Source organism: Acinetobacter venetianus RAG-1 = CIP 110063, from assembly GCF_000368585.1.
Taxonomy (GTDB): domain Bacteria; phylum Pseudomonadota; class Gammaproteobacteria; order Pseudomonadales; family Moraxellaceae; genus Acinetobacter; species Acinetobacter venetianus.
The window spans coordinates 1,736,173-1,759,008 of sequence record NZ_KB849558.1; the positions used below are offsets into that span (position 1 = coordinate 1,736,173).

General features: G+C 39.8%; 25 protein-coding genes, 6 tRNA genes and 1 riboswitch. Of the genes, 19 read left to right on the forward strand and 12 right to left on the reverse strand.

Annotated features, from left to right (window positions below; genetic code table 11):
* The gene (gene coaD / locus F959_RS13625) at positions 1 to 492 is read right to left on the reverse strand and encodes a pantetheine-phosphate adenylyltransferase (RefSeq protein WP_004881118.1); all 492 of its coding nucleotides are present in this window, start codon (positions 490 to 492) and stop codon (positions 1 to 3) included.
* 130 nt (positions 493 to 622) lie between these two features.
* On the opposite strand from coaD, the gene smpB reads away from it, so the two are divergent.
* The gene (smpB, locus tag F959_RS13630) at positions 623 to 1,099 is read left to right on the forward strand and encodes an SsrA-binding protein SmpB (RefSeq protein WP_004881119.1); all 477 of its coding nucleotides are present in this window, start codon (positions 623 to 625) and stop codon (positions 1,097 to 1,099) included.
* Positions 1,100 to 1,141: 42 nt separating this feature from the next.
* On the opposite strand, the gene F959_RS13635 is transcribed toward smpB, so the two are convergent.
* The 3 genes from F959_RS13635 to rluD all read right to left on the reverse strand — a co-directional run bounded on the left by F959_RS13635 (position 1,142) and on the right by rluD (position 3,672).
* Complete coding sequence (locus F959_RS13635) at positions 1,142 to 1,714, reverse strand: flavodoxin family protein (protein ID WP_004881121.1); 573 nt, start codon at positions 1,712 to 1,714, stop codon at positions 1,142 to 1,144.
* An 80-nt stretch (positions 1,715 to 1,794) separates the two neighbouring features.
* Positions 1,795 to 2,535, reverse strand: a complete 741-nt coding sequence (gene pgeF, locus F959_RS13640) for a peptidoglycan editing factor PgeF (protein ID WP_004881122.1) — start codon at positions 2,533 to 2,535, stop codon at positions 1,795 to 1,797.
* Positions 2,536 to 2,622: 87 nt separating this feature from the next.
* The gene (gene rluD / locus F959_RS13645) at positions 2,623 to 3,672 is read right to left on the reverse strand and encodes a 23S rRNA pseudouridine(1911/1915/1917) synthase RluD (protein ID WP_029424849.1); all 1,050 of its coding nucleotides are present in this window, start codon (positions 3,670 to 3,672) and stop codon (positions 2,623 to 2,625) included.
* A gap of 71 nt (positions 3,673 to 3,743) precedes the next feature.
* On the opposite strand from rluD, the gene F959_RS13650 reads away from it, so the two are divergent.
* A complete protein-coding gene (locus F959_RS13650; RefSeq protein ID WP_004881127.1) occupies positions 3,744 to 4,835 on the forward strand; it encodes an outer membrane protein assembly factor BamD in 1,092 nt (363 codons plus the stop codon).
* A gap of 133 nt (positions 4,836 to 4,968) precedes the next feature.
* Entirely contained in the window at positions 4,969 to 6,852 is a 1,884-nt protein-coding gene (locus F959_RS13655; RefSeq protein ID WP_004881129.1) for a DNA primase, read from the forward strand.
* Between the two features lie 6 nt (positions 6,853 to 6,858).
* Here the strand turns inward: F959_RS13655 and hemA are convergent, their stop codons facing one another.
* Positions 6,859 to 8,142, reverse strand: a complete 1,284-nt coding sequence (gene hemA / locus F959_RS13660) for a glutamyl-tRNA reductase (RefSeq protein WP_004881132.1) — start codon at positions 8,140 to 8,142, stop codon at positions 6,859 to 6,861.
* Between the two features lie 79 nt (positions 8,143 to 8,221).
* Between hemA and F959_RS13665 the strand changes: the two genes are divergently transcribed.
* The 14 genes from F959_RS13665 to F959_RS13730 all read left to right on the forward strand — a co-directional run bounded on the left by F959_RS13665 (position 8,222) and on the right by F959_RS13730 (position 16,546).
* Positions 8,222 to 9,940, forward strand: a complete 1,719-nt coding sequence (locus F959_RS13665; protein ID WP_004881134.1) for a tetratricopeptide repeat protein — start codon at positions 8,222 to 8,224, stop codon at positions 9,938 to 9,940.
* 4 nt (positions 9,941 to 9,944) lie between these two features.
* Entirely contained in the window at positions 9,945 to 10,526 is a 582-nt protein-coding gene (lolB, locus tag F959_RS13670) for a lipoprotein insertase outer membrane protein LolB (protein WP_004881135.1), read from the forward strand.
* A 14-nt stretch (positions 10,527 to 10,540) separates the two neighbouring features.
* Positions 10,541 to 11,374 carry a 4-(cytidine 5'-diphospho)-2-C-methyl-D-erythritol kinase gene (gene ispE, locus F959_RS13675; RefSeq protein ID WP_004881138.1) on the forward strand — a complete coding sequence of 278 codons (834 nt, stop codon included), beginning with the start codon at positions 10,541 to 10,543 and terminating at the stop codon, positions 11,372 to 11,374.
* A tRNA-Gln gene (locus tag F959_RS13680) sits at positions 11,373 to 11,447 on the forward strand. The genes ispE and F959_RS13680 overlap by 2 nt, the downstream gene beginning before the upstream one ends.
* Before the next feature lie 28 nt (positions 11,448 to 11,475).
* A tRNA-Gln gene (locus tag F959_RS13685) sits at positions 11,476 to 11,550 on the forward strand.
* 28 nt (positions 11,551 to 11,578) lie between these two features.
* A tRNA-Gln gene (locus tag F959_RS13690) sits at positions 11,579 to 11,653 on the forward strand.
* 28 nt (positions 11,654 to 11,681) lie between these two features.
* Positions 11,682 to 11,756, forward strand: a tRNA-Gln gene (locus F959_RS13695).
* 17 nt (positions 11,757 to 11,773) lie between these two features.
* A tRNA-Gln gene (locus F959_RS13700) sits at positions 11,774 to 11,848 on the forward strand.
* Between the two features lie 86 nt (positions 11,849 to 11,934).
* A tRNA-Gln gene (locus tag F959_RS13705) sits at positions 11,935 to 12,009 on the forward strand.
* A gap of 100 nt (positions 12,010 to 12,109) precedes the next feature.
* Positions 12,110 to 13,063 carry a ribose-phosphate pyrophosphokinase gene (locus tag F959_RS13710; protein ID WP_004881140.1) on the forward strand — a complete coding sequence of 318 codons (954 nt, stop codon included), beginning with the start codon at positions 12,110 to 12,112 and terminating at the stop codon, positions 13,061 to 13,063.
* A gap of 95 nt (positions 13,064 to 13,158) precedes the next feature.
* Positions 13,159 to 13,455 carry a 50S ribosomal protein L25 gene (gene rplY, locus F959_RS13715; protein WP_004881142.1) on the forward strand — a complete coding sequence of 99 codons (297 nt, stop codon included), beginning with the start codon at positions 13,159 to 13,161 and terminating at the stop codon, positions 13,453 to 13,455.
* 19 nt (positions 13,456 to 13,474) lie between these two features.
* Entirely contained in the window at positions 13,475 to 14,056 is a 582-nt protein-coding gene (gene pth / locus F959_RS13720; protein WP_004881143.1) for an aminoacyl-tRNA hydrolase, read from the forward strand.
* A 145-nt stretch (positions 14,057 to 14,201) separates the two neighbouring features.
* A complete protein-coding gene (gene panD / locus F959_RS13725; RefSeq protein ID WP_004655255.1) occupies positions 14,202 to 14,582 on the forward strand; it encodes an aspartate 1-decarboxylase in 381 nt (126 codons plus the stop codon).
* Between the two features lie 173 nt (positions 14,583 to 14,755).
* Complete coding sequence (locus F959_RS13730; RefSeq protein ID WP_004881144.1) at positions 14,756 to 16,546, forward strand: patatin-like phospholipase family protein; 1,791 nt, start codon at positions 14,756 to 14,758, stop codon at positions 16,544 to 16,546.
* Here F959_RS13730 and F959_RS13735 read toward each other — a convergent pair.
* Together F959_RS13735 and F959_RS13740 are read right to left on the reverse strand one after the other, a co-directional pair.
* Positions 16,543 to 17,718 carry a hypothetical protein gene (locus F959_RS13735; protein WP_004881145.1) on the reverse strand — a complete coding sequence of 392 codons (1,176 nt, stop codon included), beginning with the start codon at positions 17,716 to 17,718 and terminating at the stop codon, positions 16,543 to 16,545. The genes F959_RS13730 and F959_RS13735 overlap by 4 nt on opposite strands.
* A 14-nt stretch (positions 17,719 to 17,732) precedes the next feature.
* Positions 17,733 to 17,945, reverse strand: a complete 213-nt coding sequence (locus tag F959_RS13740) for a hypothetical protein (RefSeq protein WP_004881146.1) — start codon at positions 17,943 to 17,945, stop codon at positions 17,733 to 17,735.
* A gap of 181 nt (positions 17,946 to 18,126) precedes the next feature.
* A riboswitch (FMN riboswitch) is annotated at positions 18,127 to 18,272 on the forward strand.
* Positions 18,273 to 18,361: 89 nt separating this feature from the next.
* On the opposite strand from F959_RS13740, the gene ribB reads away from it, so the two are divergent.
* Positions 18,362 to 19,021, forward strand: coding sequence for a 3,4-dihydroxy-2-butanone-4-phosphate synthase (gene ribB / locus F959_RS13745; RefSeq protein WP_004881148.1), 660 nt, complete (start codon positions 18,362 to 18,364; stop codon positions 19,019 to 19,021).
* A gap of 45 nt (positions 19,022 to 19,066) precedes the next feature.
* Here ribB and F959_RS13750 read toward each other — a convergent pair whose 3' ends face one another.
* Positions 19,067 to 19,741, reverse strand: coding sequence for an HAD-IA family hydrolase (locus F959_RS13750; protein ID WP_004881150.1), 675 nt, complete (start codon positions 19,739 to 19,741; stop codon positions 19,067 to 19,069).
* A gap of 93 nt (positions 19,742 to 19,834) precedes the next feature.
* Between F959_RS13750 and F959_RS13755 the strand changes: the two genes are divergently transcribed.
* Positions 19,835 to 20,602, forward strand: coding sequence for a hydroxymethylpyrimidine/phosphomethylpyrimidine kinase (locus tag F959_RS13755; protein ID WP_004881151.1), 768 nt, complete (start codon positions 19,835 to 19,837; stop codon positions 20,600 to 20,602).
* A gap of 46 nt (positions 20,603 to 20,648) precedes the next feature.
* On the opposite strand, the gene F959_RS13760 is transcribed toward F959_RS13755, so the two are convergent.
* The 4 genes from F959_RS13760 to acpP (F959_RS13775) all read right to left on the reverse strand — a co-directional run bounded on the left by F959_RS13760 (position 20,649) and on the right by acpP (F959_RS13775) (position 22,673).
* Positions 20,649 to 21,245: a glutathione S-transferase family protein gene (locus tag F959_RS13760; protein WP_004881153.1), complete on the reverse strand. Its 597-nt coding sequence runs from the start codon at positions 21,243 to 21,245 to the stop codon at positions 20,649 to 20,651.
* A 62-nt stretch (positions 21,246 to 21,307) separates the two neighbouring features.
* Entirely contained in the window at positions 21,308 to 21,781 is a 474-nt protein-coding gene (gene lysM, locus F959_RS13765) for a peptidoglycan-binding protein LysM (protein WP_004881155.1), read from the reverse strand.
* 215 nt (positions 21,782 to 21,996) lie between these two features.
* Positions 21,997 to 22,239 (reverse strand): acyl carrier protein, encoded by a 243-nt coding sequence (gene acpP, locus F959_RS13770; RefSeq protein WP_004881157.1) that lies wholly within the window; start codon positions 22,237 to 22,239, stop codon positions 21,997 to 21,999.
* Between the two features lie 191 nt (positions 22,240 to 22,430).
* Entirely contained in the window at positions 22,431 to 22,673 is a 243-nt protein-coding gene (gene acpP / locus F959_RS13775; RefSeq protein ID WP_004881158.1) for an acyl carrier protein, read from the reverse strand.
* Between the last annotated feature and the right edge of the window lie 163 nt (positions 22,674 to 22,836).

A 22,836-nucleotide genomic window follows, 5' to 3' on the forward strand; every position in this document is an offset into this window, starting at 1 on the left:
TTACCAGCCTTGTTGATGCTTACGTTCAAATGCTTCAACCACAATGGCTGGAACAAATTTAGTCACATCACCTTTCAATCGCGCAATTTCTCTTACTAACGTTGATGAAATAAAAGAAAATTGCTCCGATGGAGTTAAAAATACAGATTCAAACTGTGGATCAAGTTGACGGTTCATGTTTGCCAACTGAAACTCATATTCAAAATCAGAAATTGCTCTTAAACCGCGTAATACTGCTGTTGCACGTTGTTCACGAAAGAAATTTACTAACAAACCATCAAAGCCCACAAATTCCACATTGGATAGATGGCTCAATGATGCTTTTGCTAACTCTACACGCTCTTCTAAGCTAAACACTGGATTTTTATGGTGTCCAATCGCAATTGCTACAACGACCTCATCAAACATTTTTGATGCTCTAGCAACCAAATCAACATGACCATTGGTAATTGGATCAAATGTCCCCGGATAAATCACACGTGTTTTAGACATGCGTTGTACTCTGCGTCTATGAGATAAGGTGCATATTTTAACAAAAGTTAAGCATAAACGCTAAATTCCTAAATGATGGAAAAAGATTGCGTTTTACGGCACAATAAGCGCAATTGTGGAAGTTTAAATTATGGCGAAAGCAACAGTAGTAAAAAAACATAATGGTGGCACGATTGCTCAAAATAAAAGAGCTCGTCACGATTACTTTATCGAAGAAAAATTTGAAGCAGGTATGTCATTACAGGGTTGGGAGGTTAAATCTCTTCGCGCTGGTCGTATGAGCTTGACTGAAAGTTATGTCATTTTCAAAAATGGCGAAGCATTTTTATTTGGTTCGCAAATTCAACCGTTGTTATCAGCTTCAACACATGTGGTTCCAGAAGCTACACGTACACGTAAATTATTACTATCACGTCGTGAGCTTGAACAACTCATGGGTGCAGTGAATCAAAAAGGTTATTCATGCGTGCCTTTGGCATGTTACTGGAAAGGTCATTTAGTTAAACTTGAAATTGCATTGGTAAAAGGTAAGCAAATGCACGATAAGCGAGCGACTGAAAAAGACCGTGATTGGCAACGTGATAAAGCACGTATGTTGCATAAGTAATAAAAAACCTCCAACTCATGGAGGTTTTTTTTAATCTTCTAATTAACTAGAAGAATGCTTTAATCTTAATTCAGCCAAATATTTACCAAACTTTCGAGCGGTTTCCAAATCACCTTCTGGCGGTGTAATTTCCACACTGGCATTATCAGATTGTGTCATTAGACCAAGAAAACTCGACATACGGTTAATGTCTAGTGGACTACGCCCTGTCGGCATAAATGGTAACCCAGCCCATAACATGCCATGTTGCATCGCAAATAAATTAATTTGCTGTAATACCGCTAATTTATCACCACTTAAACCACCGCCATTGGTAAAGCCTGCAGCAATTTTTCCTTGCCATGTACGCGCTAACCAACGTTTAGAAGAGTCTTCCATAAATTGTTTCAATGCAGACGTTAGACTGCCCATATAAGTTGGGCAACCCATCACGATGACATCTGCTTGATCTATTAAATCCCACTGTGGTGCAGCGACAGAAATAAGATGCACATCTGCACCTGCTTGCTCTGCGCCTTGAGCAATATATTGTGCAACTTTTGCCGTATGCCCATAAGGACTATGATAAATCACACAAACGTTGACTTGGGGAGTAATTTGCTCAATAACAGACATGGAAAATTTAAAAACCAATGAATTAGATCAAGTTTAACATTTTTAAACCACTCAAGGCGAATCAGCAATGCAAGATATATTTATCGCATAAAAACAAATGTCGCCATTCGTCCTGTTTTAGGATCACGGCGGTAAGAAAAATAATCTTTACCTTGCTGATAAGAGCACTGATTCCCACCTAAAACAGTTCCCACACCGAAACGATTTAAAATAAATCGTGCAATCGCATATAAATCGGCTTGGTATTTACCTTCAAATTGACCAGCAATAAAAGCGCTTTCCAATTCAGGATATTTTTCGCAAAAAGCAGCTTTTACCTCAGCGCCAACTTCAAAACAAGACTGACTAATCGCCGCACCCAACCATGCCCACGTTGGTTGTGATTGCATTTCAGTCACAGTATTTTCAATAATACCATTGGCCAAACCACGCCAGCCTGCATGTAGGTTCGCAACCTCTGTCCCTTCAGAATTGCCGAGTACAACAGGAAGACAGTCCGCTGTCATCATCATTAATGCATGACCTTGGCGCTGAGTCACCAGACCATCACCTTCAAGTGCGATAAATGGAATTTGCTCATTGATCGTATGACAAATAGTGCTGTGTGTTTGCATCATCCACGTTATTTTATCAACACCAAATTCTGATAGCTGATTTAATAAGATCATCCGATGCTGTTGCACACGCTGTGCATCATCATTGACATGTAGTGCCAAATTAAAACCAGCTAAATGATTATCGGATGTTGCAATCGTTTGCGCATTTTCAATACGTGTTTGCCCAACGAAAATACCTTTGGGTAAACCTTGTACAAATTCCATAAAATCCCTCCCCTTGCGGAATCTATTCCTCACCTTTTTCAAAGGGAGAGGCTAAATAAATCACCCTTTATTAAAAAGGGGGGTTACTTAATACGCTTCATTTTCACTACGAAGAACTTCAACCAATTGAATGAAATCCTCTGGCCACGGTGCTTCAAACATCATTTCTTCACCAGTGCGTGGATGTACTAGACCAAGCTTAGCGGCATGTAGTGCTTGACGTTTAAAGCTACGCAGCATATCGGTTAGTTTTTCTGAAGCGCCTGCTGGAAAACGAACGCGATTCACATAAACAGGATCACCAACTAAACCATGACCTAAATAACTAAAATGCACACGAATCTGGTGCGTACGGCCAGTTTCAAGCTGCGCTTGAATACGGGTAAAGTCACGGAAGCGTTCTTTGACATTATAGTGTGTTACCGCATCACGCCCACCCGGTAAAATCGCCATTTTAACGCGGTCAACTGGATGACGTTTGATTGGTTCATCAATCGTTCCGCCTGCAATGATATTACCGTAGGCAATCAAATCATAAACGCGATAAACCGTTTTCTTTGCCAATTGTTTACTCAATGAAAATTGAGCTTCCAGATTTTTAGCAACGACCAATAAGCCACTGGTATCTTTATCAATACGATGAACAAGTCCAGCTCGTGATAGCTCAGCCAGTTTTGGCGCGTGATAAAGTAGGGCGTTCACTAAAGTTCCCGTTGGATTGCCGGCACCTGGATGAACAACCATCCCTACTTCTTTATTGATCACAATAATATCGTCGTCTTCATAGACAATATTGAGCGGGATATTTTCAGGCTGACTCGATGTTTGTGCTTCAAGCTCAACATCTAGGGTTAATACTTCATTACCTTCACAACGGTACTTTGGCTTAACCGTGTTACCATTTACCAACAGATGACCGTCTTTCATCCACTGTTTAAGTTTCTCACGAGAAAACTCACTCCAGACGAGTGCTGCGACCTGATCAATACGTTGACCTAAATAGTCTTCATCAAGTTGAATTTGCAACGATAAACGTGTTGCAGTTGAGTCAGAATTATGATTATCTGCATCGACAGAATCTTCAAGTAAGAAATCTGTTTCAGAGATGTTTGAATTGGAAGATTGTGCTGAAGTCATTTGATGATCGGTACAAAAGTGGTTTAATAGCACCATTGTAGCTCATTGCCCAGAATAACAGAGGAGTTTTTATGTCGCTACCACGTTATAAAATTACGATGCTTGCGCTTTCTTTAGGTGTAGCATCTGCATTTGTGGGCTGTAGCAGCAATCCAAGCAAAAAAGAAGTGGTTGATAAAGGACCGCAATCAAGCGAACAGGTTTATTTTGATAAAGCACAAAAATCGCTTGATCGTAATCAATATACTGATGCCGTGAAATCGCTAGAAGCTTTAGATACTTACTATCCTACTGGACAATATACGCAACAAGCGCAACTTGAACTTCTCTACGCTAAATTCAAACAAAAAGATTATGAAGGTGCAATTGCACTAGCTGATCGTTTCATTCGCTTAAATCCGCAACATCCAAATGTTGACTATGCTTACTATGTTCGCGGCGTTGCGAACATGGAAATGAACTACGACAGCCTAATTCGCTACACATCTTTACAACAATCACATCGTGATGTCAGTTATATCAAAGTTGCCTATCAAAACTTTGTTGACCTCATTCGTCGTTTCCCAAGTAGCCAATATTCTGTTGACGCAGCGCAACGCATGAAATTTATTGGCCAAGAACTTGCTGAAAATGAAATGAATGCCGCACGATTCAATATTCAGCGTAAAGCATGGTTAGCTGCTGCTGAGCGTGCGCAATGGGTGATTGAACATTACCCTCAAACACCACAAACACCAGAAGCGTTAGCAACTTTAGCTTACAGCTATCAAAAACTTGGTGATCAAGCGACTTCTCAACAATATATCGAGATTTTAAAACTCAATTACCCACATTTGGTTAAATCAAATGGTGAAGTGAATTTACGCGCTGCACGTAAAGAAGGTAGCTGGATTAATCGCGCAACATTAGGTTTATTAGGACGCGAGTCTAAAACTGTTGATGCTAAAAATGTCGAAACAACGAGTGAAACTGAACAGCGTAGCTTAACCAATCGCCTCACTTTAGGCTTATTCGACAAACCTGAATCTGAGAAAACAGCGCCAGAGCCAGTTGCAGCACCAGAAACACCGACTCAGGAAAAGAGCTGGACGAATCGTCTAAGCTTTGGATTATTAGATAAACCTGAACAACAAAATACAACTGAGGAAGATGCTGCAAACTAATTTGCAATCATCTGATACAGCAAACAGGCAAGTCTCCCTTGCCTGTTTTTTATTTTATGCAACAATGGTTCCTGACATTTTTGCACTGTAATAATGTCTTAGTCTTACTCCTGTCTGAAATGGTTTAACGCACATGGCAATTCCACAGCATACGATTGATCAAATATTAGATCGAACCGACATTGTCGATTTGATTGGTCAACGTGTGAAGTTAAAAAAGACTGGACGAACTTATTCTGGTTGTTGCCCATTTCATCAAGAAAAAACACCATCTTTTCATGTTTATCGAGATAAACAGTATTTTCATTGCTTCGGCTGTCAGGCCAATGGTAATGCCATTCGCTTCTTAATGGATATTGATGGACGTAACTTCGTTGATGTGATGAAAGAACTGTCGAATAAGACAGGCATCGATCTGCCGAAAGACAATCACGACAATAAAAAACTCTCGTATAAACGTAGTCCACAACCAACTCCAGCAGCACAGCTACCTGTAACACAAGATAAGACAACTGAGCTTAATCCTCCAATTCAAACGCCGATGGATGATCATTTCATCGACATGGATCGTTTTATGGATGATCCTTTTGCCCAGTTCGATCCATCATTTATGGTGGATGAAAATGTACAGGAAGGAAACCTATATGATTTACTGGAAAATGTTGCGCAATTTTATGAACGCCAACTGCCCAATAGTCAAAAAGGACAGAATTATTTCAAACAACGTGGTCTATCAGCACAAACAATTCAATTCTGGCGTTTAGGTTATGCCCCAGAAGACTGGCAACACTTAGAAAAAGCCTTTCCTCAAGATATTGAAGGTTTAAAGCAAATTGGTTTGATTCGATCAAGTGATAGTGGTCGAGATTTTGATTTATTACGTGACCGCGTTATTTTCCCTATTCGTGATCATAAAGGCCGAGTTGTCGGATTTGGTGGTCGTGCACTCAATGATGAAATCAAACCCAAATATATTAACTCTCCTGATTCAGAAGTCTTCCACAAGAACCAATTACTGTATGGCTTGTATGAAGGGCGTAAACTTAAAGCCAATGACTGGTTGATGGTGGAAGGCTATATGGATGTCATCGCCTTGCAGCAGTATGGCATTAATGGCGCTGTTGCGACACTAGGAACAGCAAGTAATGCAGATCACTTAACCACACTATTTAAGCAAAACTCACGGATCACTATCGCTTTTGATGGTGATGCTGCTGGACAAAAAGCAGCACGTCGTACCTTAGAAATTGCACTGCCCTTACTCAATGATGGTCGAGAATTAAAGTTTTTTGTCCTTCCTAATGAACATGATCCTGATTCTTTAATTCGCCGTGAAGGTTTAGAAAACTTCCAAAAACTATTGCAACAAGCTCCCTTGTTATCTGATTTTGTATTTGCACATTTAACGGGACAGCATGATGTAAGCTCCCCTGAAGGCAAAAGCTTAGTTATGGGTGAATTACGTGAGCTAACTGAATTACTGCCTAAACAAGGCTCATTCCGTTACCTACTCATACAATCCTTTAGAGAAAAATTAGGCTTAGGTAAACGCTTTACACCGCAAATCAGTCATGATGCTTCTTTATCTTTTAATATTCATACCAAAGATGAAGATTTTGCAATTGCGATCTTAATGCACCACCCATTTTTATATATTCATTTTGAAGAGTTACGAGCCGTCATCGATCAAACTGAACTATTAGCCAAAATTTTGGCTTCATTAAATATAGTATTTGATGACTTGCCCGATGATCAGGAATTGGCAACTTATTATGTGCTGGGTGCATGTAGCAGCTATAGCCATGAAATTGCAGACATTATGCAACGAACCAATATTCAATCGCTCACGCAAGCACCAGAAGTTGCAGATAAACTGGCTAAAGAATATGCACTCGGTTTACAAGAGAAGTATTTAAGATTAAAACTTAAATCACCGATTACACTGATTGAATCAAGAAATCTGCGTCAACAACTCAATGAATTGACCAAGCAAATCAGTTTACGCTTATTGTCTTAATTGTTGCTATTGTCTTGGTTTACGTTCGTGCTCAAACACATCGTGCAAATGTTGTTGCAACCATTCAAAGTAATCTGGGTTTTCAGATTTCGCAGCTTCTCTTAAAAGAATGGAAGTTGGATGCATCAATTTTTGAGTCAAACGATGTGCGAACTCATGTAAAACCTGTTCAGCTGTATGACCATGCTGTAAAGACTCTAGGGCATGATTGAGTTCCAATTGACTCATTTCTTCACTGTGCTGACGGTATGCTTGAATCGCACCACTCGCCTCTTTAACCTTTTGCTGTGTAAGTAACTGTGTCGCAAGCTGATTGACCATTACCTCTGCTTCAACCGCCGCTTGACGACGTTGCGCAAGATTCTCATCAATCACACTTTGTAAATCATCAACACCGTATAAATAAACGTTATCTAATGACTCAACTTTTGGATCAATATCGCGCGGCACAGCCAAATCAACCATCAACATTTGTTGATAGCGACGCTTTTTAAGGGCATATTTGACATCACTATATCCAATGACTTGATGCAAGCTCCCCGTACAACTAGAGACGACATCAGCACGATAAAGATTTTTTGCTAGCTCATTAAACGGAATGATTTCAACTTCGACTTGATGTCCAATTTCTTGGGCAAGAAGATCTGCACGTTCACGACTACGATTACAAATCATAATCTTAGCAACACCCATCTCAGCTAAATGCTTGGCAACAAGTGTATTCATCTCACCAGCAGCAACCATCATAACTGTCAATTTTTCAGGATGGCTAAATACCTGTGATGCCAATTGAGCAACAGCATAACCCATTGAAACAGCATGGCTTCCAACCGAAGTCTCTGAGCGTACTCTTTTTGCTGCATAAAAAGCATATTCAAAAACACTGTTGAGTTCAGCAGATACAGTTTCAGCATCTTTTGATAAAGCAAGAGCGCTTTTGACCTGCCCTAAAATTTGCGGTTCACCCAGCATCAATGAGTCTAAACCACTCGCTACTCGCATCAAGTGCGTAATAGCCTGCGCATTTTCGTAACGATAAACATGATGAATTAACTGTTTTACATCAATATTATTCACTTGGGCTAGCCAACTGAGAATGCAATCAGCATCTTCAGTCATGGCGTAAACTTCGGTGCGGTTGCATGTAGAAACGACAACCATGTCTTTTAAAGCAGGATTTTGTCGTTGTTCAAGCAATAGCTCAGCTAATCGCTCTGCATTAAAAGCGATTTTTTCTCGAAGTTCGACAGAAGCTGTTTGATGGTTGACACCCAATGCAAAGAAAGACATATCAGATCATCATTTCGCTAAATTTATGTTATTGTGCAACATCGGTGTCATAAAAAGCATTACTTTGGATCAATAAAAATTGCGTCAGCTATATCGCCGTAAACATTTTAGCGGCAAGACGATTAGACGGTATTCTACCACAATCTTGTTGTTAGGTAGCATGAGCTCTTATGCCTCTGCTCAAGCAATACACGAGATGTATGCAGACAAAAGCTTTGAAAATGCACTGCAACAAAGCATGGTAGCTGAATTTTCTCTTGCTTATGACGATATTGCAACTGCTCTACACAATTATACTGTGCTAGCTATCCGCAGTAATTCCACAACCATTAAACAACGTGCTTTAGATATCGCATTAGAATATAACGACTTGCAATCAGCACTAGATATCGCAACACATTGGGTTGAACAAGAGCCGACTGATGTTCCAGCCTTATTCTATTTATCTCATATTGCATTAAAAACCCATGAGTATGAACTCGCTGCAGAAACACTCGATAAAATTTTAAATATTGATCCAACTGCAGATTTAGAAGAAATTTTAGCGGGGATCGCACCAGAACAGCCTCAAGATCGAGATATTTTGCTTAATGCTTTACGAGCAAGTAAAGAGAAAAACAATCCGTCTATTTTGGCATTAATCGCAGGTTTGGAAGCCCAAAATGGCTTGTACGAGCAGGCATTGAACAATATCAATCGTGCACTTCGCAAACGCTCCAAATCGACCAGTTTCATTTTAATGAAAGCCAATCTATTAATTGCTTTACAAGATGATGAGGCAACTAAAGATTGGTTTGCTAAAGCAAGCCGTCGTAATAAAGATAATTTAAATATTCGCTTAGCCGAAGCGCGTTATTACATTCAGATTAATGAGCAGAAAGAAGCATTAAGTAAACTTGAAAGCATCATTAAAGACCATCCTGATGCCCAAGAAGCACTTTTTATTGCAGGCTTAACCAGTATTGATTTGAAGCAATATGAGAAAGCTGAACAATATTTAGTTGATCTACGCACATCTGCTAAATATCAAAACGAAGCTTATTATTATTTGGCGATCAATGCCCAGCGTAAACAGCATTATGAAACAGCCAAGGCATATTATCGACTTGTCGATGGCAGTCTCTATATCACCTCCCGACGCAATATGATTGCGATTTTTGATAAGCAAGATCAACTTAATGATGCGCTTCGTTTTCTAACTCAAGAGCGTGTCAATTACCCACAACATGCCAGTTTCTTATATCAGGCCCAAGCTGATATTTTGAAAAAAATGAATAATAAAAAAGCAGCACTGGCCTTGCTTGATGAGGCGATTAAGAATCTACCAGATGACCCTGAACTGATTTATGCAGAGGTTTTATTACTCGATCCATTCACCGATCGAGACAAACTAGATAAAACACTTAAACAGCTTTTAGTTATAGAACCTAATAGCCCAACTTATCTGAACGCTTATGCATACACCTTAGCTCTGCAAAACCGCAGGCTTAAAGAAGCTCGTAAATATGCAGAACTTGCACTGGAATATGCTCCTGAACAAGCATCAATTTTAGATACATTAGGCTATATTGCCTTTCTACAAAATGATTTTGACACCGCAGTTAAAGTGCTCGGACAAGCTTACGCATTGAGCCAAAATGTAAATATCGGCATCCGATATGCAAAAGCTTTGTATATGCAAGGTGCATTAACGCAGTTTAGCGATGTGTTACAGCAACTGAAACAAAATCATGCGAATGCCCCACAATTACAACAACTTGATAGCTTAATCTTACCTGTAACCGTAAAAAAGAGTTAAATCCATGCGTTTGTTTTCAAAATTATGCGTTGCAGTATGTAGTAGCAGCGTTCTATTCCTTTCAGGTTGTCAGCATTTCAGCCAACCCAAACAAATCCAGATTGCACCGCAATTACAAAATGAAAATAACTTTAGTCTGCAAGGCAAAATTGGTGTTCGTACACCGCAACAATCTGGCAGTGCATTTTTTACTTGGTTACAGCAGCAAGATCAGTTTGATATTGAACTCACTGGTATTTTGGGTGTTGGCAAAACTCAGATTCAAGGCAAACCAGGCGAAGTCACTCTAAATAGCGCAAAAACAGGCTTAATCACAGCGACAACCCCTGAAGAGTTACTAGAAAAAGCGACGGGCTGGCAAGCTCCAATTATGCATTTGGCTTACTGGGTTCAAGCAAAGCCAGCAACACCAAATGCTCAAGTAACAAGTGATGAGCAAAACCGTCTAAAACAACTCATAGAAGATGGCTGGACGGTGGATTTTAGCTATAACGATGCTCAAACATTACCCAACAAGCTCTTGCTCAAACAATCACTTGCAGAAGGTAAAGAAAACCGTATTACAATGGTTATTCAAAACCGATAATTTAGATTCTTTTTATGATTAGAGTGCCTTCCCCTGCCAAATTGAATTTATTTCTTCACATCACTGGTCGTCGTGAAAATGGGTATCATGAATTACAAACCATCTTCCAACTTATTGATTTATATGACTGGATGAATTTTAAAGCAATTGACGGTGAAGACATTCAAATCGAAGGATTAGATGACGTTCAACTTGAACAAAATTTAATTTATCGAGCTGCACAGTTACTTAAACCGCATGCAAAAAAACCATGTGGATTAAATATTCGTATTGAAAAAAATATCCCAATGGGAGCTGGACTTGGTGGCGGTTCATCGAATGCAGCCACGACTTTGATCGTACTTAATCAACTATGGGAATGTGAGCTTAGTGAACAGCAACTTGCCGATTACGGTGTCAAGCTCGGTGCTGATGTTCCGATCTTTGTTTTAGGTCGAAATGCATGGGCTGAAGGCATCGGTGAACATTTATCATTCATAGACTTAGCTCAAAAAAAATTCATAATCTTAAAACCTGACTGTTTTATCAGCACTCAACAGCTTTTTTCGCAAAAAACATTGACAAGAGATTCTAAGATCACTACATTTTGCGCCTATCAGTTACAACCTTCTAGTTTTGGAAATAACTTTGAACCTTTGGCTCGACAGTTATACTCAGAAGTAGATGAAGCAATGCGATATTTAGATCAGTTTGGTCTAGCAAAGCTTACAGGTACAGGTGCTTGTGTTTTTTCTGAAGTAACCAATGAAATGAATGTAGAACAGATTTTGCAAAATGCGCCTTGTAAAGCTTACTTGGTTAACAGTTTAGCAGAATCACCTCTCAGACATTTTAAAGTTACACGTTAGGGGCGTCGCCAAGTGGTAAGGCACCGGGTTTTGATCTCGGCATCCGTTGGTTCGAATCCAGCCGCCCCTGCCAATTTTCACCTGTAGATGTATGTAATAATAGGGGCGTCGCCAAGTGGTAAGGCACCGGGTTTTGATCTCGGCATCCGTTGGTTCGAATCCAGCCGCCCCTGCCAATTTTCACCTGTAGATGTATGTAATAATAGGGGCGTCGCCAAGTGGTAAGGCACCGGGTTTTGATCTCGGCATCCGTTGGTTCGAATCCAGCCGCCCCTGCCAATTTTCACCTGTAGATGTATGTAATAATAGGGGCGTCGCCAAGTGGTAAGGCACCGGGTTTTGATCTCGGCATCCGTTGGTTCGAATCCAGCCGCCCCTGCCATTACATATCATCAATCTAGGGGCGTCGCCAAGTGGTAAGGCAGCGGGTTTTGATCTCGCCATCCGTTGGTTCGAATCCAGCCGCCCCTGCCATATCTTTAAGACAGACTTGTTTTACATCGATATTTGCTCAAATATATTGACATTATCTTGTAAAACTATTAAAGTTCTGCCGCATTAGGGGCGTCGCCAAGTGGTAAGGCACCGGGTTTTGATCTCGGCATCCGTTGGTTCGAATCCAGCCGCCCCTGCCATATAATAGATTGTTTCTAAATTACCCGTTGGAAAAACTTAAAGTTTTTCCCTTGCGCTCGGTCGAAGCAATGCTTCGCTTAACCCTCGCTCAGGTGCTTCATGCCCAATCTTGTCGTTTTCAGTGGAAGTGCTCATCCACAGTTCGCCCAAAAAGTCGTAAGCCATTTACATATTCCACTCGGTGCTGCTTCTGTAAGCAAGTTTTCTGATGGTGAAATTTCAGTTGAAATTACTGAAAATGTTCGTGGTAAAGACGTTTTTATCGTTCAATCTACTTGTGCGCCTACCAACGATAACCTGATGGAAATCTTGGTTATGGCTGATGCTTTGCGTCGCGCAAGTGCTGGTCGTATCACAGCAGTAATTCCGTATTTCGGTTATGCACGTCAAGATCGTCGTCCACGTTCTGCTCGTGTTCCAATTACTGCTAAAGTTGTTGCAGATATGCTAACAACTGTTGGGATCGACCGTGTGGTAATGATCGACTTACACGCAGACCAAATTCAAGGTTTCTTCGATATTCCAGTTGACAACATTTATGGTACGCCAGCGCTATTAGCTGACTTACGTCAACAACAACATGACAACTTGATGGTTGTTTCACCTGACGTAGGTGGTGTTGTTCGTGCGCGTGCTGTTGCAAAACAATTGGGTGATATCGATTTAGCTATCATCGATAAACGTCGCCAAAAAGCAAATGAATCTCAAGTGATGCATTTGATTGGTGATGTGAAAGATCGCGACTGTGTCATTGTTGATGACATGGTAGATACTGCAGGTACGCTTTGCAAAGCTGCTGATGCACTAAAACAATTTGGTGCTCGTCGCGTTATTGCTTATGCAACTCACCCTGTTTTATCAGGCAAAGCACTAGAAAACCTTCGTAACTCTGTCATTGATGAACTTGTTGTAACAGACACGATTCCTCTTTCAGATGAAGCTTCAAAACTCGGTAAAGTTCGCCAAGTTTCTGTTGCTAGCATGGTTGCTGAAACAATTCGTCGTATCAATAACGAAGAATCTATTAGCGCAATGTTCGATAGTTATCTATAATAGCCCAGCTTTTTTCTTAAACCCTAGCTCGCTAGGGTTTTTCTATCACTAAACTGGTCGCAAGTTTAGTTACTTAACTCTCTGAGGATATGCCCATGGCAAACTTCGTATTAAACGCTCAAGCACGTGAAGAAGCACAACAAGGGAAAGGTTCGAGCCGCCGCCTTCGTCACGCTTCTTTAATTCCAGCTATCATCTACGGTGGCAGCGCTGAGCCTGTAGCAATCACTTTAGAGCTTCGTGAAATCGTTAAAGCTTTAGAAAACAACGCTTTCTTCGAAGAAGTTATCGAAATCAAAATCGGTGACAAAGTTGAAAACGTTAAAATCCAAGCATTACAACGTCACCCAGCTAAAAACACTCCTATGCACGCTGACTTCAAACGCGCATAAGTGTTAAAGGCGTAAATTAGTGTCAAATATTTCGCTAATTGTTGGTTTGGGTAATCCTGGAAAGGAATATGCCCAAACCCGCCATAATGCAGGCTTTTGGTTCGTTGAACAGCTTGCAGATCGTTATGGTATTAATTTAAAAGCTGATCCGAAATTTCACGGATACAGTGGTCGTGGTCAAGTAGAAGGCCATGACGTTCGATTATTATTACCAACCACTTTTATGAACCGTTCTGGTCAAAGTGTTGCCCCTTACGCTAAATTCTATCAAATAGCACCGGAAGCAATTCTTATTGCTCATGATGAACTTGATATGGATCCAGGCGTTATTCGTTTAAAAACAGGTGGTGGACACGGCGGACACAATGGTCTTCGCGATATCGTTCCCCATATTGGCGCTAATTTCCATCGTTTACGTATTGGAATTGGTCATCCAGGTTCAAAAGAACGTGTTTCTGGTCATGTGCTAGGCAAAGCTCCAAGCAGTGAACAAGATTTAATGGATGCAGCAATTGATCATGCTCTTTCAAAAGTGAAAATGCTTGTTGACGGACAAGTTTCACAAGCCATGAATCAAATTAATGCTTACAAACCCGCTTAAACTTAAACTGAATTGTTGATCAATCACGCTTGCTATATTGCACTTTTAAGCGCAAAATGCGCATCAAACCGCCTACACCCTGCGGAAAACGTGACAAGTCAACCATAAGATTTCCATCTTAGGTCTTACTCAGGAGACGCTAGCCATGCTATCTCGTTTATTAAAATGTAAAATTCACCGTGCAGTTGTGACACATGCAGAGCTTCATTATGAAGGTTCTTGTGCAATTGATGGTGTGTTAATGGACTTAGCAGGGATTCGTGAATACGAAGAAATCCACGTATGGAACGTAACTAACGGCAAACGCTTCACAACTTACGCAATCCGTGGTGAAGATGATTCAGGTATTATTTCAGTTAATGGTGGTGCAGCACATCAAGCTGACGTTGGTGATTTAGTGATTATCGCAACTTTTGGTGATTTCACTGAAGTTGAAGCGAATCTTCACAAACCACGCCTCGTGTATGCAAATCCAGACAATACAGTGAATCACACAGCAAACTGTATTCCTGTACAAATTGCATAAGCAAAAGATAAAATTTAAAAAGCCAGTCACGATGAACTGGCTTTTTTATGTCTAAATAAAAGCAAACTTATAAATATTGCATGAAATTAGCTTTTATCTGTTTACGTAATCTGACTTGTAAAACAGGCATATGCTTTATTAAATAAAAAGACAATAAAGATAACTCGAAGAATATGGATATTATAACGACTCTAAGAAAAGCAACGCTTTTTGCTGAACTAGATCAATCTATTTTGTCGACATTGGCGATGCACTGTCATATCCGTCACCTACAAACTGGACAAGAACTCTATAAGGTTAATGATCAAGCTAACTACATCTACATTATTGCTTATGGCAGAGTAAAATTAGCGACACCCTCAGGTTTAGTTACCTATCTTGGGCGTAATGAAATTGTTGGTGAAATGGGCGTGATCTCAAATCAACCGCATCATGGAACTGTTAACGCATTAAGAGATACCGCTTTAGTGGTTATTCCTAAGCAACAATTCATTGAGTTCATTACCCAACATGCCAATATCTTATTTACTCTCTCTCGCTTGATTATTAGTCGCTCACAACCTGAACTACAGCATATTCATGCGATGAGTCATAGCCGCACACTTTCAGTAATTCCTGTTTCATCTCAAATACCTGCCACACACCTAGCTGAAAAGCTGACTGAACATTTGCAACGGTGGCCACATGTTCGTCTAGTCACCGCTGCACATGTTGATGCGTTATTTGGTGAGGGCTTTAGCCAAACACCATTGGACTATAGCGTAGATGATCTTAAGCTCCGACAATGGTTAGCAAGCTTAGAGGAAAAACATTGTTATGTTCTATATACAGCACATAACAATGAAGATGAATGGACAAAACGCTGTTTACATCAAGCAGATCGTATTCTAATCCTCGCAGAAGCCAATCAAACACCAACTCATACCAAACTGGTTGGTGTACTTAATCAGCATAATTGGCAAAGTCCAATTGAATTAGTGTTATTACGCTCTGAAGGTGACCCCTCTCCTCATACGCTTATTTGGAAAAAGCTTTACCACGCTCGAGCACATTATTTTATTCATCCTTGGGCTCAAGCAGATATTTGTGCCGTCGCTCGACAAATTTCAAGCCAAGGCTTAGGTTTAGTGCTCGGCGGCGGTGGTGCACGAGGTTTTGCGCATATCGGTTTAATTCGCGCACTTGAACAACTGCATATTCCTATTGATATCGTTGGCGGAACCAGTATGGGCGCATTCGTTGCAGCTCTCGTTGCCTGTGGATTTGATAGTGTAGAAATGACGCATATTGCTTATGAAACCTTTGTAGCCAGAAATTATTTAAATGATTACACCATGCCGAGAGTTTCATTAATTCGAGGACAACGCTTTCATGAAAGATTGCAGGCAATCTTTGGACAGCGAAAGATAGAGGAGTTAAAACAGACCTTTTACTGTATCTCTACGAATCTGACGACAGGTCAAGCCATGATTCATGATCAAGGAGAGCTTGCAACGTGGGTTGGAACCAGTATGAGTGTCCCCGGTGTCGCTCCTCCTGTGGCTTGGCATGAAAATTTACTTTGTGATGGAGGCGTAATTAATAATTTACCGACGGATGTCATGCAAAATCTTGAGAGAGGAACGGTGATTGCCAGTAATGTGAGCTTACATGATGATATCCGCGTTCCCGGTATTGGTTTAGACAAACCCGATCAAAGTGCTTTATTAAATTGGAATAAAATCATTAAAGATAAACTACTACATGCACCAAGACTCGCTGAAATCCTAATGCGAACCGCAACACTTGCCAGCGACACCATGATTCAAACTGCTGCAATCGAACGTGCCAATTTACATATTCGGATGCCAATTGAAGGTATTGGTATGTTTGACTGGCATAAACTAGACGAACTCGTTGAACGTGGTTATGAACATGCTTTAGAGACCCTATTACCGATTAGAAATACACTCCCAACCAGTTAAACTGAAGTATGAATCTGAAATCGATTTAGTAATTCATCTAAATATTGATAGGTTTCAATATCTAATTGTCTCATGTAGACGTCCAAAATTTTGTGGCACTGTTGTTGTTTAGGAATAGGCATACGTCTCATAATATCAAACGTCACCTCCCATTGTGAGCGTAACAAAGACGCATAAGCAATATGATGCAGTACGAACTCATCAATCTGCGCAATTGCAGTCGCGACAGCCTGCCGTGCTTCATCATGCATATAACTTACGATCACCAACATATCAGCCCAGAGATCACATCGATCAGCGGCCTCAACAATACTTTGAATAATTTCCACTTTTCTTAAAGCAGGTAAATTAGCGACAAAATTTTGTGCATGTGCAGATAAACATGCAACCACTGGCAACATATCCTCCCAAAGCTGATCTTCTTGGGTAGCTTGGATAATCGCATTAATCACAAGCTCCCCCTGCTGCACAGCTAAATCCCCAAGCTCCTGTTTTAGTCCATAACTGATATAACTCATCAGTGCCAAAACCTTTGGCCATATCAGCCGTTGCTCAGGATCACCAATAATCAGTAAAGCCTGTTCAATCCTTTGCTTCGGTAAGACATGAACCAAATGATCGATTTGCTCTCTCGATTCAATATAGAATGCAATTTCCAAGAGGTCACTTTCACTTTCAACGATCTGAGCGACATCTTGTAAAACCGAATCAGATAACATGCTGACAAATCGCCCCATCGTGACAAAATCACGTTGCGCCAATAACACCTTGGTAATATCAGTAATTTGATGCGTGGTTAAATAACCCAATAACTCTCTGGCTAATCGAGGATCAAGATGAACAGAAATTGCCGCTACGGTTTTCGGGGGTAAATGCTTTACAATCCGATAAGAACGCTCGGTGGATAAATACACAGCAATTTGTGCCACGATATAAGGCTGTAAAAAGTGTTTAACCATAAAAACACTAATTCCCAATGGCAGCCAATTTACCCATCCAGCCAAATGCTTAAAACGCAATTTTTGTTGATTTTGTAATCTGTCTAATATTGCAAAACGAAATTGTCTCAAGCTCTCTGGTGCAGTCTGCTGCATGAAAGCCAACTCTTGCTCTGATACATTTAAAATTCTTGCGAGCTTAATGATTTCTGCCTGTACTGCTAATCGAGTCATCGCATCTATCCATGTTATTTTTGTTTGAATAACCAACGTAAAAAGAAAGGTGTCTGGTACAAACTTTGATTCATTTTCTTTTCTTCATTTTGCATTGCTTCAGATAACTTCTGATTGAGCCATGCTAAATCACGATCTGACATTTGAGAGAATGCTTTTAGGCTCATTATCGGCCGATGTAATTGTTGTGCCAAACATTCTATTTCAGTCTTATTGTTTTGATCCATGAACCATTACTCCATGTTATTGTTGTTTTATCTAATGAGTTTATTCCCATTATTAACTGATTACTAGTTTCACAGATTAAATTAAAAAATCGATTTGGTTCGCAACATTATCGTCTTTCATAGAACGATTCATTCTACAAAAAAGTTCCCTTTCACATAATAATTATGGCTATAATCAAAACATCGCTTCAGGGCGGGGCGAAATTCCCCACCGGTGGTAAGTTAGGCATGACCTAATCAGCCCACGAGCCTGTATATATTTTATATACACGCAGATTTGGTGAAAAACCAAAGCCGACGGTATAGTCCGGATGAAAGAAGACGAAACCCCCGAAACAACGTTGTTTTGGTGTCCGCTTATTTTTACATCAGTCCTGAAATGTTCAACCGTATCCTATTTACGAGAGCGTTTCATTATGTCAAGTTTAATCCAACCCGAACTTTTCTTTTCAGCCCTTTCCCCTGCTGAACAACGTATTCAACAAGCTTTAGAAGACATCCGCCAAGGTAAACCCGTATTGGTGATGGATGACTTTGACCGTGAAAACGAAGCTGATTTAATAATTGCAGCCGAGACTTTAACCGTTGCAACCATGGCACAAATGATCCGTGATGGCTCTGGTATTGTGTGCTTGTGCTTAACAGAAGAACTCGCAGATCACTTAGAACTTCCACCTATGGTTATGGATAATTCTAGCCAATTCAAAACAGCGTTTACGGTCACAATTGAAGCTGCTCAAGGTGTGACAACAGGTGTTTCTGCCAAAGATCGCGTAACAACTGTTTTAGCCGCAACTAAAGATGGTGCTATCGCAAGTGATCTCAGCCGTCCAGGTCATGTTTTTCCATTACGTGCGCGTGATGGCGGCGTATTAAGCCGTCGTGGTCATACTGAAGGAACTATTGATTTAGCACGTTTAGCAGGTCTGAAACCTTCTGGTGTTCTGTGTGAATTAACAAATCCAGATGGTTCTATGGCTTCTGGTATTCAAGTCTTAGCTTATGCTCAAACACATGGTTTGACTGTGATCAGTATTGATGAACTGGTGCAATATCGCTTAAAACATAATGTTTAATTAAACAAAAAAGCCTCGATCATTTGAGGCTTTTTCCATCTTTTATTATGAAACTTTTCGTTCTGCGTTAATCTGATCCACACATGCAATCAATTGATTAAACTCTGCAATTTGCATCACAGGTTGTGCCTGCAACAACTCTTCAGCCGCACCATAACCATAATCTACAGCAATCGTTTCAATTCCATTCGCACGCGCGCCAATAATATCATATTGACGATCACCAACCATGATACATTCTTGAGCATTTAACTTTTCTTGATCAAGAATATAAGCAATTAGATCAGCTTTATTGGTACGCTCTCCAGTCAATTCGCTACCATACATTTCGGTAAAGTATTGAGCCAAGTCAAAATGAACTAAAATTTGTTTGGCGTAAATTGTTGGCTTAGCTGTTGCCAAAAATAAAGAAAAACCTTGCGCTTGCAATTGTTGCAAAGTTGCAGCAACTTTTGGATAGACTGCATTTTCAAATAAGCCTGTGACAGAAAACCGCTCACGATAAGCTGCTAATGCCTGTTCAGCGAGAACATCATCTTGTGTATTTAATAATTTTGCTAACGATGCTTTTAACGGTGGGCCAATCGTCCAATCTAAATCAACATCATCTGCAATTGGCTGGCCCAATTTTGCTAGCGCAAACCGAATTGAACGATGAATCCCTTCTTTAGGATCTGTTAATGTCCCATCTAAATCTATCAAAATATTTTTGATCGTCATTCGTTCAATCTCTTATCGCCTTACACAACAGTGTCGAGAGTTTCTCGAAACTTCCTTATACTAGCGCATATTGAAGAATAAAAGGAAATTGCAGTGCGACCTACCGTACTTTGTTTTTCAGGTTTAGATCCATCAGGTGGTGCTGGCTTACAAGCTGATATTGAGGCGATTGGACAAAGTGGTGCACATGCAGCAATTGCCTGTACTGCGTTGACCGTGCAAAACTCACAACAAGTGTTTGGCTTTGAAGCAACATCTAAAGCACTCCTACTCGCCCAAGCAAATGCCGTCGTCGGCGATCTTCCGATTAAATGTATCAAATCGGGCATGTTAGGGACAACTGACAATATTGCAGCACTCGCAACGTTCTTACGTGAGCATCTTGACTACTTGTATGTGCTTGATCCTGTACTTGTTGCTAATAGCGGTGGTTCACTCGGCGATCAAGCAACCTTAGTTAAGGCGTTTGTTGAATTAATCCCTTTAGCAACAGTCATCACACCAAATACCGTTGAACTGCGTGCACTTACTGGTTTAGATGATATCGAACAAGCAACTCAGAAATTATTTGAAATGGGTGCTCAAGCCGTCCTAGTTAAAGGTGGGCATGAAGATACACCTGATCATATTCGAAATGTACTGTATGCAAATGGAAAAATGATTGCTGAAAGTCGCTGTCCTCGCTTGGAGGGTCAATATCATGGTTCAGGTTGTTCTTTAGCAAGCTTTATTGCTGGACGTTTAGCATTGGGTGATTCATTGAAAATAGCCGTTCAGTATGCTGAAACATGGTTATTCGGTGTATTAAAGAATGCTGAAACACCTGTTCCAAATGGACAAAAAATTCCAAAACGCTTTTAAAAATAAAAAAAGAATAGAAACCCGAGTTGTTTCTATTCTTTCCGTTCTAACTATTCAGCTCGATAAAGTTGGGGAGTTGTTCAAAACGTCTCAACCAAGCTTGAACATATGGATATTGGTCTAACTCAATCTTACCTTGATGAGCCATCGCCACATAAGGATAACAAGCAATATCTGCAAGTGTTGCTCGACGCCCTACCAACCAATCTTGTTCAGATAAATGTTGATTCATCATCTCTAATACTGCATAAGCCTGTTCAGTTGCATGCTCAATCTGTACATGTGGTTTATTTACTAAATAAAAAGCTCTTGCGGCAGCTAAACTAGAAGCAATATTTTGATTTGCAAAAAACAACCACTCTAAAACATGTGCCATTAACATCGGTTCTAATGGAAACCATAACTGTTCCACATCATACTCACGGGCGATGTAACACAGGATTGCCTGAGAATCACGTAAATAAATACCATGATCTTCTAGCACAGGCACTTGCCCTAAAGGATTAAGCGCAAGAAACTCAACTTTCTTTTGATCCTTTGCTTTTAAATTAATGTTGACCTTTTCATAGTCTAAACGCAAGAATGAAAGCAACAATCTAATTTTATAGCAGTTTCCCGATATGGTCGTATTATAAAGTTTCATACTATGCTTCTTTTTAAAATTATGAAAAAGGCGCTAAATGCGCCTTTTCTATTACTTTGAAATTATTGCGGAATACGCAACACCTGACCTGGGAAAATTTCATCAGGACTTTTGAGCATTGGTTTGTTTGCTTCAAAAATTTTCGGATACTGATTTGCATCACCATACATTTCTTTTGAAATCTTAGATAAATTATCCCCAGATTTCACTGTATAAAACTTACTTTCAGGCTCAGGCGTTTCTACCGTCATTTGATCATCGACTTGTGCAACATGATCAATATTTCCTACAGCAAGAATAATTTTTTCTTTATCGGCTTGGCTTTTCACCTGACCTTTAATTACGGCTGTATCAGTATTTCCATTATAAGTAACTGATAGGCCTTCAACACCTAAGCCTAAACTTTTAATCAAACCTAATAATTTATTTGCGACTTCCTGAGCAGAAGGTTCAGCTGGAGTTGCTGGTGCAGCTTGTGGTTCTGCTGGCGCTGTATTTTTCTTACCAATACCTTTCACAAAATCAAAAAGACCCATTGTTATTTCCTCTGTAATTATTGATTAAGCATAGTCGAAACAGACTCACAATTAGTTATACCGAAAAAAAGAAGCATGCGAGTTTCAATTTAACGAGGTCTTGTAAATATATGTATACTCACCAAAACTTATATAAAACTCGCAGATTCACGTATTTTTAAATACAAAAAAGCCACCTAACGGTAGCTTTTAACCTGCTCAAAATACGGTGTAATTTAAGCATTTTCTCCCACAATATTGGTCATATAATCAATTGCAGATTGAACCGTGATGATTTTTTCTGCTTCTTCATAAGGAATTTGGATACTAAACTCCCCTTCCAAAGCCATAATCAGCTCAACAACAGCCAACGAATCAGCACCTAAATCATCTGTAAAAGATGCACTAGGCACAACCTCATCTGCATCTACACGAAGTTGCTCAATGATGATCTCTTTAATACGCTCTGCTATATTCATAAAATTCCCTTTTGTTGTTATGGTTTAATCAATTATTTTTAAATAGCATAAACTTTATACACTCAAATAAATTCTTTGCATATTTATCATTTATTTTTTCTTGTAAAAAAATTTATATTTACTCAAATAAAAATTAAACATATAAAAAGCAACCTTTGGTAGCTTTCAATCTATTCAACGGATTATGCAATTTACGTATCTTCTCCGACATTAGCCACTATATAATTAATAGCAGATTGCACGGTTGTAATTTTCTCTGCATCCTCATCAGGAATTTCAAATCCAAACTCTTCTTCAAAAGCCATAATCAGTTCAACGATGTCCAAGGAATCAGCGCCTAAATCATCAAGAAATGATGCATTAGACACAACCTCTTCCTCATCTACACCAAGCTGCTCAACGATGATTTGTTTCACTCGTATTTCGATACTCATAAAGTTACCTTTTGTTCTTATGATTTAGTCTGTTATTTTAAATTGAATAAATTTTATACACCCAAATAAATCCTTTTCATATTGATCGTTTATTTTTTCTTGTAAAGATATTTATATATCTACCCAGTTAAAAAGTTGAACAAATAAAAAAGCCACCTTCCGG

Bases quoted from the DNA above. Each gene is read 5' to 3' on its own strand.
- coaD (WP_004881118.1), bottom strand. From the start codon at position 492: ATGTCTAAAACACGTGTGATTTATCCGGGGACATTTGATCCAATTACC.
- smpB (WP_004881119.1), top strand. From the start codon at position 623: ATGGCGAAAGCAACAGTAGTAAAAAAACATAATGGTGGCACGATTGCT.
- F959_RS13635 (WP_004881121.1), bottom strand. From the start codon at position 1,714: ATGTCTGTTATTGAGCAAATTACTCCCCAAGTCAACGTTTGTGTGATT.
- pgeF (WP_004881122.1), bottom strand. From the start codon at position 2,535: ATGGAATTTGTACAAGGTTTACCCAAAGGTATTTTCGTTGGGCAAACA.
- rluD (WP_029424849.1), bottom strand. From the start codon at position 3,672: ATGACTTCAGCACAATCTTCCAATTCAAACATCTCTGAAACAGATTTC.
- F959_RS13650 (WP_004881127.1), top strand. From the start codon at position 3,744: ATGTCGCTACCACGTTATAAAATTACGATGCTTGCGCTTTCTTTAGGT.
- F959_RS13655 (WP_004881129.1), top strand. From the start codon at position 4,969: ATGGCAATTCCACAGCATACGATTGATCAAATATTAGATCGAACCGAC.
- hemA (WP_004881132.1), bottom strand. From the start codon at position 8,142: ATGTCTTTCTTTGCATTGGGTGTCAACCATCAAACAGCTTCTGTCGAA.
- lolB (WP_004881135.1), top strand. From the start codon at position 9,945: ATGCGTTTGTTTTCAAAATTATGCGTTGCAGTATGTAGTAGCAGCGTT.
- ispE (WP_004881138.1), top strand. From the start codon at position 10,541: ATGATTAGAGTGCCTTCCCCTGCCAAATTGAATTTATTTCTTCACATC.
- F959_RS13710 (WP_004881140.1), top strand. From the start codon at position 12,110: ATGCCCAATCTTGTCGTTTTCAGTGGAAGTGCTCATCCACAGTTCGCC.
- rplY (WP_004881142.1), top strand. From the start codon at position 13,159: ATGGCAAACTTCGTATTAAACGCTCAAGCACGTGAAGAAGCACAACAA.
- panD (WP_004655255.1), top strand. From the start codon at position 14,202: ATGCTATCTCGTTTATTAAAATGTAAAATTCACCGTGCAGTTGTGACA.
- F959_RS13730 (WP_004881144.1), top strand. From the start codon at position 14,756: ATGGATATTATAACGACTCTAAGAAAAGCAACGCTTTTTGCTGAACTA.
- F959_RS13735 (WP_004881145.1), bottom strand. From the start codon at position 17,718: ATGACTCGATTAGCAGTACAGGCAGAAATCATTAAGCTCGCAAGAATT.
- F959_RS13740 (WP_004881146.1), bottom strand. From the start codon at position 17,945: ATGGATCAAAACAATAAGACTGAAATAGAATGTTTGGCACAACAATTA.
- ribB (WP_004881148.1), top strand. From the start codon at position 18,362: ATGTCAAGTTTAATCCAACCCGAACTTTTCTTTTCAGCCCTTTCCCCT.
- F959_RS13750 (WP_004881150.1), bottom strand. From the start codon at position 19,741: ATGACGATCAAAAATATTTTGATAGATTTAGATGGGACATTAACAGAT.
- F959_RS13760 (WP_004881153.1), bottom strand. From the start codon at position 21,245: ATGAAACTTTATAATACGACCATATCGGGAAACTGCTATAAAATTAGA.
- lysM (WP_004881155.1), bottom strand. From the start codon at position 21,781: ATGGGTCTTTTTGATTTTGTGAAAGGTATTGGTAAGAAAAATACAGCG.
- acpP (WP_004881157.1), bottom strand. From the start codon at position 22,239: ATGAATATAGCAGAGCGTATTAAAGAGATCATCATTGAGCAACTTCGT.
- acpP (WP_004881158.1), bottom strand. From the start codon at position 22,673: ATGAGTATCGAAATACGAGTGAAACAAATCATCGTTGAGCAGCTTGGT.